This window comes from Comamonas halotolerans (genome assembly GCF_030162935.1).
GTDB lineage: Bacteria > Pseudomonadota > Gammaproteobacteria > Burkholderiales > Burkholderiaceae_C > Comamonas > Comamonas halotolerans.
Map to the genome: position 1 here is coordinate 54,750 of NZ_JASAUZ010000045.1, position 12,891 is coordinate 67,640.

12 protein-coding genes are annotated in these 12,891 nt (G+C 58.5%); 4 read left to right on the forward strand and 8 right to left on the reverse strand.

The window, feature by feature from the left end; translation table 11 throughout:
• Position 1: 1 nt before the first annotated feature.
• Entirely contained in the window at positions 2-460 is a 459-nt protein-coding gene (locus tag QEP11_RS14595; protein ID WP_284337384.1) for a TadE/TadG family type IV pilus assembly protein, read from the forward strand.
• A 10-nt stretch (positions 461-470) separates the two neighbouring features.
• Positions 471-2,639, forward strand: a complete 2,169-nt coding sequence (locus tag QEP11_RS14600) for a TadG family pilus assembly protein (RefSeq protein ID WP_284337385.1) — start codon at positions 471-473, stop codon at positions 2,637-2,639.
• 34 nt (positions 2,640-2,673) lie between these two features.
• Here the strand turns inward: QEP11_RS14600 and QEP11_RS14605 are convergent, their stop codons facing one another.
• The 8 genes from QEP11_RS14605 to apaG form a co-directional block, all read right to left on the reverse strand.
• The gene (locus QEP11_RS14605; protein WP_284337386.1) at positions 2,674-3,165 is read right to left on the reverse strand and encodes a CinA family protein; all 492 of its coding nucleotides are present in this window, start codon (positions 3,163-3,165) and stop codon (positions 2,674-2,676) included.
• A gap of 28 nt (positions 3,166-3,193) precedes the next feature.
• Positions 3,194-4,759, reverse strand: coding sequence for a DUF4139 domain-containing protein (locus tag QEP11_RS14610; RefSeq protein WP_284337387.1), 1,566 nt, complete (start codon positions 4,757-4,759; stop codon positions 3,194-3,196).
• Positions 4,760-4,774: 15 nt separating this feature from the next.
• Entirely contained in the window at positions 4,775-5,251 is a 477-nt protein-coding gene (locus tag QEP11_RS14615) for a phosphatidylglycerophosphatase A family protein (protein ID WP_284337573.1), read from the reverse strand.
• A gap of 155 nt (positions 5,252-5,406) precedes the next feature.
• Entirely contained in the window at positions 5,407-6,375 is a 969-nt protein-coding gene (gene thiL, locus QEP11_RS14620; RefSeq protein WP_284337388.1) for a thiamine-phosphate kinase, read from the reverse strand.
• A 101-nt stretch (positions 6,376-6,476) separates the two neighbouring features.
• Complete coding sequence (locus tag QEP11_RS14625; RefSeq protein WP_284337389.1) at positions 6,477-7,601, reverse strand: YbdK family carboxylate-amine ligase; 1,125 nt, start codon at positions 7,599-7,601, stop codon at positions 6,477-6,479.
• Between the two features lie 2 nt (positions 7,602-7,603).
• Positions 7,604-8,854, reverse strand: a complete 1,251-nt coding sequence (locus tag QEP11_RS14630) for a cation:proton antiporter (protein ID WP_284337390.1) — start codon at positions 8,852-8,854, stop codon at positions 7,604-7,606.
• A 70-nt stretch (positions 8,855-8,924) separates the two neighbouring features.
• Entirely contained in the window at positions 8,925-10,889 is a 1,965-nt protein-coding gene (locus QEP11_RS14635; RefSeq protein WP_284337391.1) for a site-specific recombinase, read from the reverse strand.
• The gene (gene apaG, locus QEP11_RS14640; RefSeq protein WP_284337392.1) at positions 10,890-11,306 is read right to left on the reverse strand and encodes a Co2+/Mg2+ efflux protein ApaG; all 417 of its coding nucleotides are present in this window, start codon (positions 11,304-11,306) and stop codon (positions 10,890-10,892) included.
• A 30-nt stretch (positions 11,307-11,336) separates the two neighbouring features.
• On the opposite strand from apaG, the gene rpe reads away from it, so the two are divergent.
• Positions 11,337-12,020 (forward strand): ribulose-phosphate 3-epimerase, encoded by a 684-nt coding sequence (gene rpe, locus QEP11_RS14645; protein WP_284337574.1) that lies wholly within the window; start codon positions 11,337-11,339, stop codon positions 12,018-12,020.
• A 137-nt stretch (positions 12,021-12,157) separates the two neighbouring features.
• Positions 12,158-12,850: a phosphoglycolate phosphatase gene (locus tag QEP11_RS14650; protein WP_284337393.1), complete on the forward strand. Its 693-nt coding sequence runs from the start codon at positions 12,158-12,160 to the stop codon at positions 12,848-12,850.
• Positions 12,851-12,891 lie beyond the last annotated feature (41 nt).

Here is a 12,891-nt window from a genome sequence, read left to right on the forward strand (position 1 = left end):
AATGACTCGATCCAAGTATGCGCGTGGTCCATGGCATGCGCAGCAGGGTGCTGCTGCGGTGGAATTTGCCCTGGTGCTGACGCTGCTGATGCTGATATTTGGTGGTGTTCTGGGTTTTTGGCACATGCTGCAGGCGCAGCAAAGTGTCTCGCGAGCAACGGGCGATGGTGCGCGCATGTTGCAGCAACTAGCGCAGGGCGAGTTTGAGAATTTCAATTCAAGTGTTGGTTCAGGCCAGGCATCTATTCAGGCGATGGTGGCGCAGACGGTGCTGCAAAGTTTGAAGGGGGCAGGCTTGCCTGCTTCGGAGAAGGCCCAGGTTCAGGTGATATGGGGTACGCGTCAGGTGTCACTGCGGGTCGCATACCCCTACGAATTATTTGGCAGTTTGCTGCCGCGATTAGGGATGCCCAAGCACTTGCAAGCTACATCTGTTGTCAACCTGAGCCCTTCGCCCTGAGGTGAGTCCGATGTGCCAGCCATCCCCCCGATCAAAGCACCAGAAAGGTAGTGTGCTGGTGCAGTTCGCTTTATTGCTTGGTGTGATTGTGACCATTTTGGGCGTGATCGATCTAGGCTACCTGTTCTATGCCAAACGTGAATTGCAGCGCAATGCTGACCTGTCTGCGCTGCATGCCGTGCAGTACCTTGACTTTTCAGCAACCGGAGATCTGCGAGCCGCACCCTGCGAAAAAGCAGGACTGGAGAGCATCAATGCAAACTGGCCGGACACAGACCCAATCACCGCGATGGGCAAGACTGTGACCTGTGGCGAGTGGAACCCAGGTCGCTATACCGGGCCACAGCATTTCAGCGCAAGCTCCAGCGAGGTGAATGCGGCGCGTGTGGTGTTGCAAGGAAAATCACCTACATTTTTTCCCGGTACATGGAGCCGGGAAATCACTGCCCAGGCCATTGCCAAGCGTGGAGAGCCGCTGGCGGTTTTCTCCGTGGGCAGCAAGCTGGTTTCTGTAGGTTGCCGGCAGGAGCTGGCGCCTCTGATACAGATTTTGAAAATTGTCGGGGTGGGTGATCCCTGCGTGACCGTGAATGGTTATGACGGACTGGCCACGGCCACAGTGTCTGCGAGTGGCCTGTTGCGGGCCCTGGGTCTGCCGCTGGAGGCAGATTTGACGGTGCTGGACATCAACAACTTGTTGGTTGCCGAAAAAGTGTCGCTGGGCGCTATTTTGGATGCGGCCGCAACACTTGGCGGTCACAGCGAGTTGCTGGATGTGAATGCCGAATTGTTGCGGATGCTGGGTCTCAAGCTGGGCATTGATGCGTTGAATCTGGAAGTGCCTCTGGGTTCGGGGGTGAACGGCCCTGGCATCTTTGCTGGCATCCATGCGCCAGATGCGGCGACGGCATCGGCTTTGGATGTGCAGGTGGGGGTGCTAGACATCATCACGGCAGCAGTCGGTGTGGGAACTACGGGGCGTGGTCTGTCCATTCCAGGTCTGTCGGTCAAAATTCCGGGTGTTCTACCCAATCTGCTGCAAGTCAAGGCCGGTCTCATCGAGCCGCCATCAATTGCGATTGGCGGCGTGGGCGCAAAGGCTTACAACGCGCAGATTCGTCTCTACATTGATGTAGACACCGGTGGTGGCGTTCTGGGAGGGCTGCTGCAGTTACTGGGTACAAAGATCAAGCTTCCCATCTTTGTCGATGTCACGCGCGCCAAAGCAACGCTGACAGAGCTGTCCTGCAAAGTGCCACTCAAAGACAGTACGGCAAAGATTCAAGTGGATGCCTCCGTGGCGCAAGCATGCATTGGCAAGGTAGACGGTGATCCGTTTTCTACACGGACACCTATTTGCGAGTCGATCCAGAAGGAAACGCTGATCAGTGCGCTGGGGCTCATCAAGATCCACAACAAGATCGAGATTGATGCGCTGGAGGACAGTTACCTCTCCCCAGAACTCCTGGCGGGTGAAACCTGGAGCTCTCCCGGCAATAGTTTGAATCTGGGCACCACTTTGTCGAATCTGGTGAATGAACTGCTGCGCTTGTTGGGCGAGCTGCTGGGAGCACCAACAGATGGCAACTGGAGTGCTTCTGAAAACGAGGCATCTGCTCAGAAGCTGGCCAATTATTACCTGGGCATTGGCTCGCAAATACACCCCAATGGCGCCATTCCCAAAGACCAGAGTTTGGGTTTGTTGGGTCCGGCAGGTGCCTACGACGTTGGGCGTTTGCGTGACCGGCTGAAAGCCGATATAGATCGCACTTCGCAGTCGTGCCTTTTACTGCAGATTCTGTGCTGGCAAAACAACGAGTGGGCTGCATGGGCCAGTGACATCCAGTCTGCCAATATCGCATCGGGAAGGGCCTGCTGGGGGAGCACCCCTGAGGGCTTTGTGACTGTGGGAGCAGCGGGCAATGCGACCGATGTTTCGCGCTTTAACCAGTGTGTGGCGCGTGAGCTTAAGGAAGCGTTGCTCGAAACACCCAATTCCAAGCCCAACTATCTGCAGGTGCTGCTGAGCCCGCTGACCGAGTTGTTGCACAGGCTTTTGGATCCCATTGGCAACTTGCTGGCGGGGCCGCTGTTGCGTGATCTGCTGGGCATAGAGTTGGGCATTAACGATGTCCACGTGACATCGGTGGGTTGTGGGGGCGGTCAGTTGGTGTACTGAGCGTGCCCACTACATCAGTGCTGGATAGGAGCGGTCAACCAATCAGTTGCAGCAAGCCTTGCAGTGCATGGTGGCTGGTCTGGGCGCGAACAGCTGCTCTATCGCCTTCCCATTGAATACAGGCGGTGTGAACAGTGTTGCCGATTGCCCAGCCAAACCACACGGTGCCTACTGGTTTCTCAAGGCTGCCACCACCGGGGCCTGCAATGCCAGTGACTGCCAGTGCAACATGGGCGTTGGAGCGCGACAACGCTCCGGCGGCCATAGCGGCTGCGACCTCCTGGCTTACCGCGCCATGCTGTGCGATCAACGCTGCAGGCACCCCCAGCATGTCTGTTTTGGCGGCGTTCGAATAGGTCACAAAGCCACGCTCAAACCATTCGCTGGAGCCTGCGAGATCCGTACAGGCGGCGGCAATCATGCCCCCGGTGCAACTCTCGGCGCTTGCCATCATCCAGCCGCGTGCACGCAAGAGGTCTGCGAGTTGCTGTACTAAGGGGGCCAAAGGAGGGAATGGCTGGGGCATGGGCAGCTACCTTGCGCAGTCGGTTGTGTCAGCGGCGTTCATGCAACTTCATGTCCTGCGGCCATGAAATCGTGTGGCTGCTGGAGAATCGCTCGCTCGTTGCCGGAGGTAGCGTTTTCTCCCACAGTACTGTGCCCGGTTGTCCATTCCAGGCGATATCGCTGGGCTGCGGTTTGTAGCTGGATTCCACGCGGATGTCTTGTTGCTCCGATACCGGCGCAGCATCCAGTACTTGCAGATTGATGGCTGTGCGGTGGTTATTGCGCACTTCCCAGGTCCGGTTTTCCACGCGTTGCTGGCGTTGTCCGATCAAACCTGTATGTCCACGCAAGGTTTCGGCGGGCAAGGCTCGGACCGAAACGCGCTCATCCTTGCCAAAACCGATGCCATTCTGGGCGGTGGACTGTGCATCCAAACGGCTGGCACCGGCATAGGCACCGTCGCGGTACAAGCGCATGGGGCCACTGGGCCAGATGCCATCCTCTGGCAGATCAAAGCTGGCAATGAGATAAGCGGCCGTGTCCAGCGCAGGCGTGGTGCGCACCAGCAGGCGTGCGTTCAACTGCTGCTGGCCCAGGCTGAAGCTCAGCTGCTCTGCGTTGGAGGGAATGGAAATGCGCTGAGGCAGTGTAAAAGTGGTGGCATGGCTGCCCTCGAAGACGCTGGCATCGAAATCCGGAGCAGAGGCCGTAGCCATTTCTGCGCCGCGTAACATGCGTGCGACTGGGGCCGCAGGTGCGGGCTTGCGCAACTCTGCGTCGGGGCTGCGGTTGGCAGGTGCGGCTTCGCTGATGCGCCAGGGGCGAGGCAGTGGGCTGTTCGCAGCGGAGTTGGGCTGACCAGTGGACAGAATCAGTGCCACATCGCGCCAGTCTTCGCCAGTGTTTTGCGATACCTGGGCAGTCCGTTCCAGTGTCAGTTTTTGCTGCTCCACATTCAATGCGGCGCGGTAGCCAGGCTGCCAACTGGGACCGCGAACCTGGTAGCTCAAGGCCAGGTTGCCACCTTGTGGCGCAGAGACTGTAATTTGCACGATGCTGGCCTGGGCTGTGGCTCCACCGGTGCGTTCCTGGTCGGCCAACAGCGGATCCAGTTGAGCCTGTAGTGCTTCCTGCTCCCGGTTGATGGCGTGCTGGCGCTGGGCGACCGACTGTCCGGTGCGGCGTAGTGCGTCCGCAGTGGCAGAAATTTGCGAGGCACTGGTAGGTTGCTCAAAGCGGTTGAGCCAGGCACCTGCCTGCTCCAGCCCTTGGGCCTCTGCTTGCAGCGCTGCAATCTTGTCTTCCAGTTCGCGAACACGGCTTTGCTGGCTGTGGGCGCAGCCAGCAATCAATGCACGTGGCTGCTGGCGCACTGCAATCTCGCCGACCGCAATGCGGTCATTGGTGCGCACTTGCAGGGTCTGGGCATCCAGGCCGGCGGGCAGGCAGGCAAAGGTGGCTTGCTGAGCGCCTGCAGGTATTTGCAGGGTACGTTCAATGGACGCACTGCCGGGGTACACCGTCACCTGGGTGATGCGAGATGTCTGGGCATAGGCTGTACCCATGCCGACGGCCAGGACTGCCAGCAAGCGAAGAGATGGAGACGTTGGCATGAAGCAGGGGTGTCCTTAGAAAAATAAGTGGCGCCAGAAGGCAATCACCAGCAGCGTACAGAACGCAGCAACCAGATCATCAAACATGATGCCCCAGCCGCCTCGTGGCCCCAGACCCTTGAACAGTTGATCGGCCCACTTCACAGGCTGAGGTTTGACTGCATCGAAAAAGCGGAACAGTGCAAAGGCGATCAGTTGCCCCCAAAAGCCCATGGGCATGGCCAGCCACAGGATGAGCCACATGGCCACCACTTCATCCCAGACGATGTGCCCGGGGTCTGCCACGCGCATATGGCGCGCAGTGATGGTGCAGGCCCACCAGCCAACAGGAATGCTGGCTGCAATCAGCCAGCCTATTTGTGAGGGTGTCAGCCAAAGCTGCAGCACCAAGAATGCCAGCCATGCCCATAATGTTCCGACAGTACCCGGTGCCACACGACCCAATCCGGAGCCAAAACCCAAGGCAATCATGTGTGCCGGGTGCTGCAGCATAAAACCGAGGGTTGGCCGCGTGCGCGAACCCGCGGAAGTGTTTGCTGCGGGCCCGAACGTGGAGCGAGCGGATGCTTCAAATTCGGTGGAGCGCTTGGGCTCCACGTCGGTAATAGGTTCCATGCGCAGATTGTAGAAGTCGTGCTGCCCGTGCTTCAGGCGAAGTGGTCAAAAGAAGCGAAGCGCAGTGGAAGCTGCTGACCTCCGGGAGCCATGACACGGATGCCGCGCTCGGCTTCAATGCGACCTATACAGGTCACCGGCACACCTGCTTGCTTCGCGGCTTCGCGCACTGCGGTCTGGGCGCTGTCGGGCGCGGTGAAACACAACTCATAATCGTCACCGCCAGCCAGCGTGCAGGCATCAATGCGGCTGAGGGCGAGTGCAGCCATCATGGAGTGGCGGCGTGCCTGCATCAGGCCGCGGGTGATGTTGGCATCAATCCGTGCGCCGACACCGCTGGCTTCGAGGATGTGGTTCAAATCGCCCAGCAGTCCATCACTGATGTCCAGGCAACTGCTGGCAATACCGCGCAGGGCCATGCCCAGTGCCACGCGGGGTGTTGGTTGTTCGAGGCGTTGGCGGGCCTGCGCCAGCACCATGGGGGGCAGCGCGTGCTGGCGTAGCAGAGCGTCCAGCGCAATGCGCGCATCACCCAGACTGCCACTGACCCAGATGTCGTCGCCGACCTGGGCGCCGCTGCGCAGCAGGGCCTGGCCTGCAGGCACTTCTCCAAAAACGGTGATGCAAATGTTCAATGGGCCTTGCGTGGTATCGCCCCCTACCAACTCGCAATGATGCTGGTCAGCCAGAGCAAACATGCCTTCGGCAAAAGCCTGACACCAGGTGGCATCCGCTCGAGGCAGTGACAAAGCGAGGGTGAAGGCCAGCGGTTTGGCGCCGCTGGCAGCCAGATCGCTCAGATTGACCGCCAGTGCTTTGTGGCCGAGAAACTTGGGGTTCACATCCGAAAAAAAGTGGCGCCCTTCGACCAGCATGTCGGTGGAGACGGCCAGCTGCATGCCGGGTGCAGGTGCCAGCAGTGCGCAATCGTCGCCTACACCCAATGGCGAGCGGCGCGCGTTGCGCTGGAAGAATTTGCGGATGAGTTCGAATTCGCCCATGATGAAAAGTGGCCGTTTAGGCAGGAGCAGAGTGCATCTTAGATCGATGGAGTACGGGAAGGATTGTTCTACATGCTTGAGCAGCTATGTTTTGGGCAAGGTTAAACCGCTTGTCCCCGAAAGCGCAGCGATGCCTGTCGTGTGACTTCACCGAGCAATTGCTCCTTGGCCTGCCGCTCACGCAGCCAGCGTGCATCATTGTGACTGTTCATCACATCGGTGCGAAGCATTTGTAGCGCTGGCGCTGCGCCGTGGCGGGCCGCATGCTGGGTGATCTGGTCCATGGTCTGCAGAATGTGCTGAGACAAAGGCATGTGTTGGCCACTTCCGGGGTCGACATAGACAGCATCCAGACCAAAACGGCAGGCTTGAAAGCGGTTGTAGGTATAGACGAGATAGTCGTCTTCCTGGGGAGTGAACGGTTGCGTTTCCAGGAACCATGCTGCAAGCGCCTGCACATAACCGGACAGGGCAGCAGCGCGTTCAATCGTCAGTGGTGTATCGCAGACACGAATTTCAATGGTGCCGAATTCGGGTTTCGGCCGGATATCCCAATAGAAATCCTTCATGCTTTTGACCACGCCAGTGGCGGTCATCTTGTCGAAGTAGGTTTCAAACTCTTTCCATGTCAGCACACAGGGGGCTCGGCCAGACAGCGGGAAGGCAAAAACCGAGTTCAGACGTGCCGATTCAAACTCAGTGTCTTGGCCTTGCACATACGGGCTGGAGGCCGACAGCGCAATAAAGTGCGGGATGTAGCGGCTCATGCGGTGCAGCATGAGCAAGCCTGCGTCGGCATCGGGGCAACCAATGTGGATGTGCTGTCCAAAAATGGTGAACTGCTTGGACAGATAACCATACAGCGCCGACAACTCATGAAAGCGTGCCTTGTCGTAAATGCGTTGCTGGTGCCACTGCTGAAAGGGGTGGGTACCTCCCCCGACGACCGCGATGTTGAGTTTGTCGGCACTTTTGACCAGCGCATTGCGAATGGGGGTGAGCTGGCTCAGCACCTCGGCAGCACTTTTGCAAATGCCGGTGGAGATTTCGATCATGCTGCTGGTCATCTCTGGCACCACGCTGCCGGGCAGCGCATGTTTGCCCATCAGGCGCAACATGTCGGTGGCGTAGGGTGCCAGATCGTAGTCATTGGTATTGACCAGCTGCAACTCCAACTCGACGCCCAGGGTCAGCGGTTCGGACTGTTGAAAGGCTTCTAAGGGCATCTTCAGTCTCCGTTTGCAGGTTGTGGGGGTGTGCTGCGATCCACTCGAAGGGATCCTTCTCCGGCACGTCGCAGTGCAAGGGTAGCCAGGACAGCGCCCAGCAGCTCCAAAAGCAAAATGGCAGGAAGCGCCGTTCCCGTGATGGTTTGCGCCGCTTCTGGCGCTGCCTGCGCAAACTGCGAGGCAATCAGCAGAGCAACACCCGACATGGGGGTCATGGCGCATGCGACCCAGACGGCTTGACGCCAGCTGGCCCCCGTGCCGATATTGCCCACGCCTACTCCCACGGCCTTGGCCAGCAGGCGGGCCACAATCAACGCAAGCACGGTGATGGTGACCGCGCCTGACCAGGAGGCTTGCGCGGCAATGGTGGAGACCAGTACAAACATCAGCATGGTGAGCAGTGATGAGGCAGTACCTAGCTGACGCGGCCAGGCCCAAGGTCGTCGGTGCAGCTGTTTGAGCAGCATGCCGCCGAGCAATGCAGCCAAGGGGGCTGAGCCACCCAGATGCGCCGCAATCGCAGTGGCGGCGGCAATCAATGCCAGCATGAGCAAAGAAGTGTTTTCGCTGGTGGGGCTCATCAGGTGCAGCGCCAGACGCATGGTCAGGCATAGCAAGGCAGCGACGGTGATTGATACGCCCAACACCACGAGAACAGGGGTGATGTCGTGCCATAAAGAGGCGCTGGGGCGTGCAAAAATTTCTGCTTTGGCGCTACCCAGAGTCAGCGCGTACAGGGTGGACAGAGTGGCCAATGCCATGGCACGGTCGGTGACTGGTCCGACAGATCGGGTGTCATTGATGACACGTGCCAGCACGACGGGAGATGAAGCCATGGCAATCAGGGCCAAAGGCGTTGCTGTGGCAGGTGGAATGTCCAGCCACCGAAGTGTGAAGTACACCGCTATATAGGTCAGAGCCGCTTCAACCAGACTTTGCACCAGCACCATGGGGTTGTGCTTAAACCAGCGCAGGGTAATGCGCCCCCCACACTCAAACAGCACCATGGCCACACCCAGCTCAAGCAGGAACAACACTGGCCCTTGCAGCGGCCAGGTTGTTGCGCTAAAGCCGAACAAGCCCGCCAGTGTGCCGACCACGGCGTAGCCAAGCACCTTGGGCATGCGCAGGTGGCGCTGGAACAAATAGCCCACCAAAGCGGCCAATGCCAGCAACAATGACCAGTGCAAGGTGTCAAAGCCCGCTGACGGTTTGAGCCACTGGGTCCAGAAGTGGAGGTCTTCGGTCATGCCTTCATCCTTATCGGTGTCTCCTTGAGTCAGAGCAGCGCAAGCGCTGCATGCGTACAGTCTGCAACCATCAAGGCTTGAAGAAGCTCAGTGGTCGTTTGCGCAGACGTTGTCGAATTGCTGCATAGATGCGGGAGCGCTCTACGCCGGTGACGTTTTGTGCACGCAGTGCCATGCGAAATGCGAGGTAAAAGCTCACCATGACATTGATGGCGCCATTGAAGGGCAGCATGGCCACTGCCCACCAGAATGCGTCGTCATGGATGATCTCCCACCCGAAGGTGGCTCCTGCAACGCCAAGCTGTCCAGAAGACAGTGTGACATGTCGCACTTCCAGGCCCAAGCCGAAAAACCCTGCAATCGCGGGTGACAGCCCCAGCATCAATCCCAGCGAGATATTGGCGGCAAAGCCCGAGATATTGTTGCGCCAGAAGATGCTCCAGCGCTTGGCGCGCTGGCTACCCAGGAGGCTGGTGATGGTGGGGTTGTAGCGCATGGCGGAGTCCATGCGGTTGAGCACAAACCAGTTCTCGGCCCAGCCCGCAATCAAGCTGCTTAAAAACAATAGCACACCGGTGAAGGCTGCGAACAGTACCGACGGGCCGAGCAAGCTCAGAGAGTCCAGAACCTGGATGGCGTGGGCTTCATCGAGCGGTGGTTTGCTAAAGACATAGTTGAAGAGCACAGCCAGTGCCAGGGCCGCAGGAAAGACTACCAGCACGTTCCCGAGAATTGCCGCGACCTGGGTGCGTGTGAGATTCGCTACCTCATCCACAAAGCCTTCAATGGCGCCTTGCTCATTGATGTCTTTGAGTTTGGAGGCCATGGCCGGAGCGGTCATGGCCGGTTGTTTTGTGGCTACTGTGAAATGTAGCAGTTGAATCAGCACAAAGCTGATGGCGTAATTGATGCCAGCCCAGAAGCCACCCCAGAACGCTGAGAAGGCGAGTGCGGCCAGGCCGAACTTCACCATGGTGGTGACCGACATGACCAGGCCACCACCTGCGGCCTGGCGAACCATCTGCAGATACTCTTTGCCGTTGCGGGTGATGTAGTGTTCGCCCGTTTCTGCACTGCGCTCGGTGACCTTGGCGGCCAGCAGTGAAGTATTGGTGGAAATCAGTGAGCGAAGACTGCGGCGCTCCCGGGCAACGCTGACAAAGCCAGCCAGCAAGCGCATGGCTTCTTGTTCGGGGTGTTCGCTGGTCAGGCAGTCCAACAACTGGCGAATGCGCACAATGCGAGTGCGAAGCTGGCGCACGCGGAACACCAGTCCGACAGAGATGCCATCGTCGCCGAAATGGTTGTAAACCGTGCCAATGGCAGCGCGGCACGCGTCCAGACGCTCGCGCAAACGCTTTTCTGCTTCGATCAGGCGATCCGGTGTGCGCAAGCCGTGCAGCACTTCAATGCGCAGGCTTTCAACATCGCGAATCAGGTCATGAAATGGGCGTGCATCGCGAGCCTCTTCACTCATGCGCAGTCGCAACTCGGGGGCAAAACCGTTCGACAGGATCTGGCCAGCGCAATACGTGATGGCGTTGAGCAGTGCATGCTTCCAAAAGCTGGCACCCTGACCGTCCTCGGGAATGAGCAGCGCATCCAGCCTCTGCAGCAAGGGCTCGGGCAACGCTGTCAGCCAGCGGGCATCAAACTCGCTGGGCATGGCAATGGTGAATAGCTCCGATGCATCAATGGTCTCTGGAGTGCCTGGTAGCAGCTTGTTGCGAATGCGCTCAGAGACCTCATTCATCATGGCCGTGCGCGGGGCAAAGCCCAGGTCAGCGAGCAGGGTGGTGATATCGACACGGTCGATAAAGGTCAGCCACCAGGCTTGCAAGCGCTGTCGTGCTTCACTGTCATTTTCCAGCGCGGATACAAAAGCCTCAACACGAGACAGCGCCACTTCAATAGAAGGCTCAGAAGCACGCACCCATTCCAGGACGTGGATCAGCCACAGATGGCGTTCGGCAATGTCGGCGCTCGGGTCTAGTTCCGCGAGCAGACGGGGCAAGTCATGTTTTTTGCTGCGCATTCAGTGCAAAGTGCGAGAGGAAGGCTGTGGGATGGATGGGGCGCTGCCCGAAGACACACTGGCATCCAGCACAAACAAGGGAATGAGCGCCTCGAAGGTGTCGCCATGTTCCGTAATACACAGGTAGCGACCCTGCATGTTGCCGGTGGCAGTGCGTAGCTCGCAGCCGCTGCTGTAACTAAAGCTTTCTCCGGGTTGCAGCAAAGGCTGGCGGCCCACAACGCCCAGACCGTGGACTTCTTGCTGTTCCTGGTTGGCATCGGTGATCAACCAGTGCCGGGCAATCAATTGAGCGGCAACATCGCCCGAGTTGGTGACGGTGATGGTGTAAGCAAAGCGATAAAGCCCCTGTTGGGGCATGGACTGCTCCGCCTCGTAATGGGCGTGTGCTTCAACCAGAAACTCATACATAGGCATGTGGCTATGGTAACTGCGACAATTGACGGCATGAACCCCACGTACCGCATCGCCCCCTCCATTTTGTCTGCCGACTTTGCCCGTTTGGGTGAGGAAGTGCGCACTGTCATTGCATCCGGCGCAGACTGGATTCACTTTGACGTGATGGACAACCACTACGTTCCCAATCTGACATTCGGCCCCATGATTTGTCAGGCTTTGAAGCCCCATGCAGTGACACCCGACGGCCAGCCCGTTCCGATTGATGTGCACCTGATGGTGCAGCCAGTGGACGAACTGGCTTCGGCCTTTGCCAAGGCGGGAGCGGACTACATCAGCTTCCATCCCGACGCTTCGGCCCACGTGCATCGCAGCATCCAGAACATCAAGTCCCATGGTGTGAAGGCCGGTCTGACCTTCAACCCCGCCATGCCCCTGGATGTGCTGGACTGGGTGATTGAAGACCTGGACCTGATCTTGCTGATGAGCGTGAACCCGGGCTTTGGCGGCCAGAGCTTCATCGACAGCACCTTGCGCAAGATTGAGGCTGTGCGCAAGCGCATTGATGCATGCGGCAAAGACATTCGCCTGGAAGTTGATGGCGGAATCAAGGAAGGCAATATCCGAGCGGTAGCCAACGCTGGTGCGGACACGTTTGTGGCGGGCAGCGCTATTTTCGGCAAGCCGGACTACAAGGCAGTGATTGACCAGATGAGAGCGAATCTGGCAGCCTGAGGCTGGTTGTTTGCAGTGCCGTGAGTGCTGCAGCGCGCTGTGAGGCCTGCTATGCGCAGGCCTTTTTGTTGGGAAAAACGCAGGTTGCTGGTGTCTGTGCGGCACACACAGCAGCAACTTTCTGTGAGGTGGACAAGATGTCTGTGAAATTGAAGTTGGATGGCGTGCCTGCCATCGGCCCACTGGATGCCGTGATTGTGGATCTGGACGGCACCATGGTGGATACGCTCGGCGATTTTGCCCAAGCCCTCAACCGCATGCTGCAGGATCTGGCTTTGCCGGCTGTACCCGCATCAGCCATTGAAAACATGGTGGGCAAAGGTTCGGAGCATCTGATTCGCTCGGTGCTGGCTTATGTCGGGGCGGCAGATATTGAAGCGGTTTATGAAACTGCTTGGCAGCGTTACCAGCACCACTATCTGGACATCAATGGACAGTATGCGCAGGTGTATCCGGGGGTGATCGAAGGCCTGGAAAAACTGCAAGCAGCAGGCCTGCGCATGGCATGCCTGACCAACAAGCCGTTGTCCTTTGCCCAGCCTTTGTTGCAAGCCAAGGGCTTGGCACCGTATTTCAGCCATGTGTTCGGTGGTGACTCCTTTGCCAAGAAAAAACCTGATCCATTACCGCTGCTGAAAACCTGTGAAGCTCTGGGCACGGCTGCTGCACGCACCTTGATGCTGGGCGACTCCAGCAACGACGCACAAGCTGCACGCGCTGCGGGTTGTCCGGTGGTGCTGGTGAGCTATGGTTACAACCATGGTGAACCAATTCGCAGTGTGGATGCGGATGGTTTTGTGGATTGCTTGACCGAGCTGCACATGCTCTGAGCGGTGGCCTTGGTAAACCCTGGATTTGGCCGCTACTGGGG

What these genes read in the sequence shown, in the direction of transcription:
- QEP11_RS14595 (WP_284337384.1), top strand. Translation starts at nt 2, where the DNA reads ATGACTCGATCCAAGTATGCGCGTGGTCCATGGCATGCGCAGCAGGGT.
- QEP11_RS14600 (WP_284337385.1), top strand. Translation starts at nt 471, where the DNA reads ATGTGCCAGCCATCCCCCCGATCAAAGCACCAGAAAGGTAGTGTGCTG.
- QEP11_RS14605 (WP_284337386.1), bottom strand. Translation starts at nt 3,165, where the DNA reads ATGCCCCAGCCATTCCCTCCTTTGGCCCCCTTAGTACAGCAACTCGCA.
- QEP11_RS14610 (WP_284337387.1), bottom strand. Translation starts at nt 4,759, where the DNA reads ATGCCAACGTCTCCATCTCTTCGCTTGCTGGCAGTCCTGGCCGTCGGC.
- QEP11_RS14615 (WP_284337573.1), bottom strand. Translation starts at nt 5,251, where the DNA reads ATGCTGCAGCACCCGGCACACATGATTGCCTTGGGTTTTGGCTCCGGA.
- thiL (WP_284337388.1), bottom strand. Translation starts at nt 6,375, where the DNA reads ATGGGCGAATTCGAACTCATCCGCAAATTCTTCCAGCGCAACGCGCGC.
- QEP11_RS14625 (WP_284337389.1), bottom strand. Translation starts at nt 7,601, where the DNA reads ATGCCCTTAGAAGCCTTTCAACAGTCCGAACCGCTGACCCTGGGCGTC.
- QEP11_RS14630 (WP_284337390.1), bottom strand. Translation starts at nt 8,854, where the DNA reads ATGACCGAAGACCTCCACTTCTGGACCCAGTGGCTCAAACCGTCAGCG.
- QEP11_RS14635 (WP_284337391.1), bottom strand. Translation starts at nt 10,889, where the DNA reads ATGCGCAGCAAAAAACATGACTTGCCCCGTCTGCTCGCGGAACTAGAC.
- apaG (WP_284337392.1), bottom strand. Translation starts at nt 11,306, where the DNA reads ATGCCTATGTATGAGTTTCTGGTTGAAGCACACGCCCATTACGAGGCG.
- rpe (WP_284337574.1), top strand. Translation starts at nt 11,337, where the DNA reads ATGAACCCCACGTACCGCATCGCCCCCTCCATTTTGTCTGCCGACTTT.
- QEP11_RS14650 (WP_284337393.1), top strand. Translation starts at nt 12,158, where the DNA reads ATGTCTGTGAAATTGAAGTTGGATGGCGTGCCTGCCATCGGCCCACTG.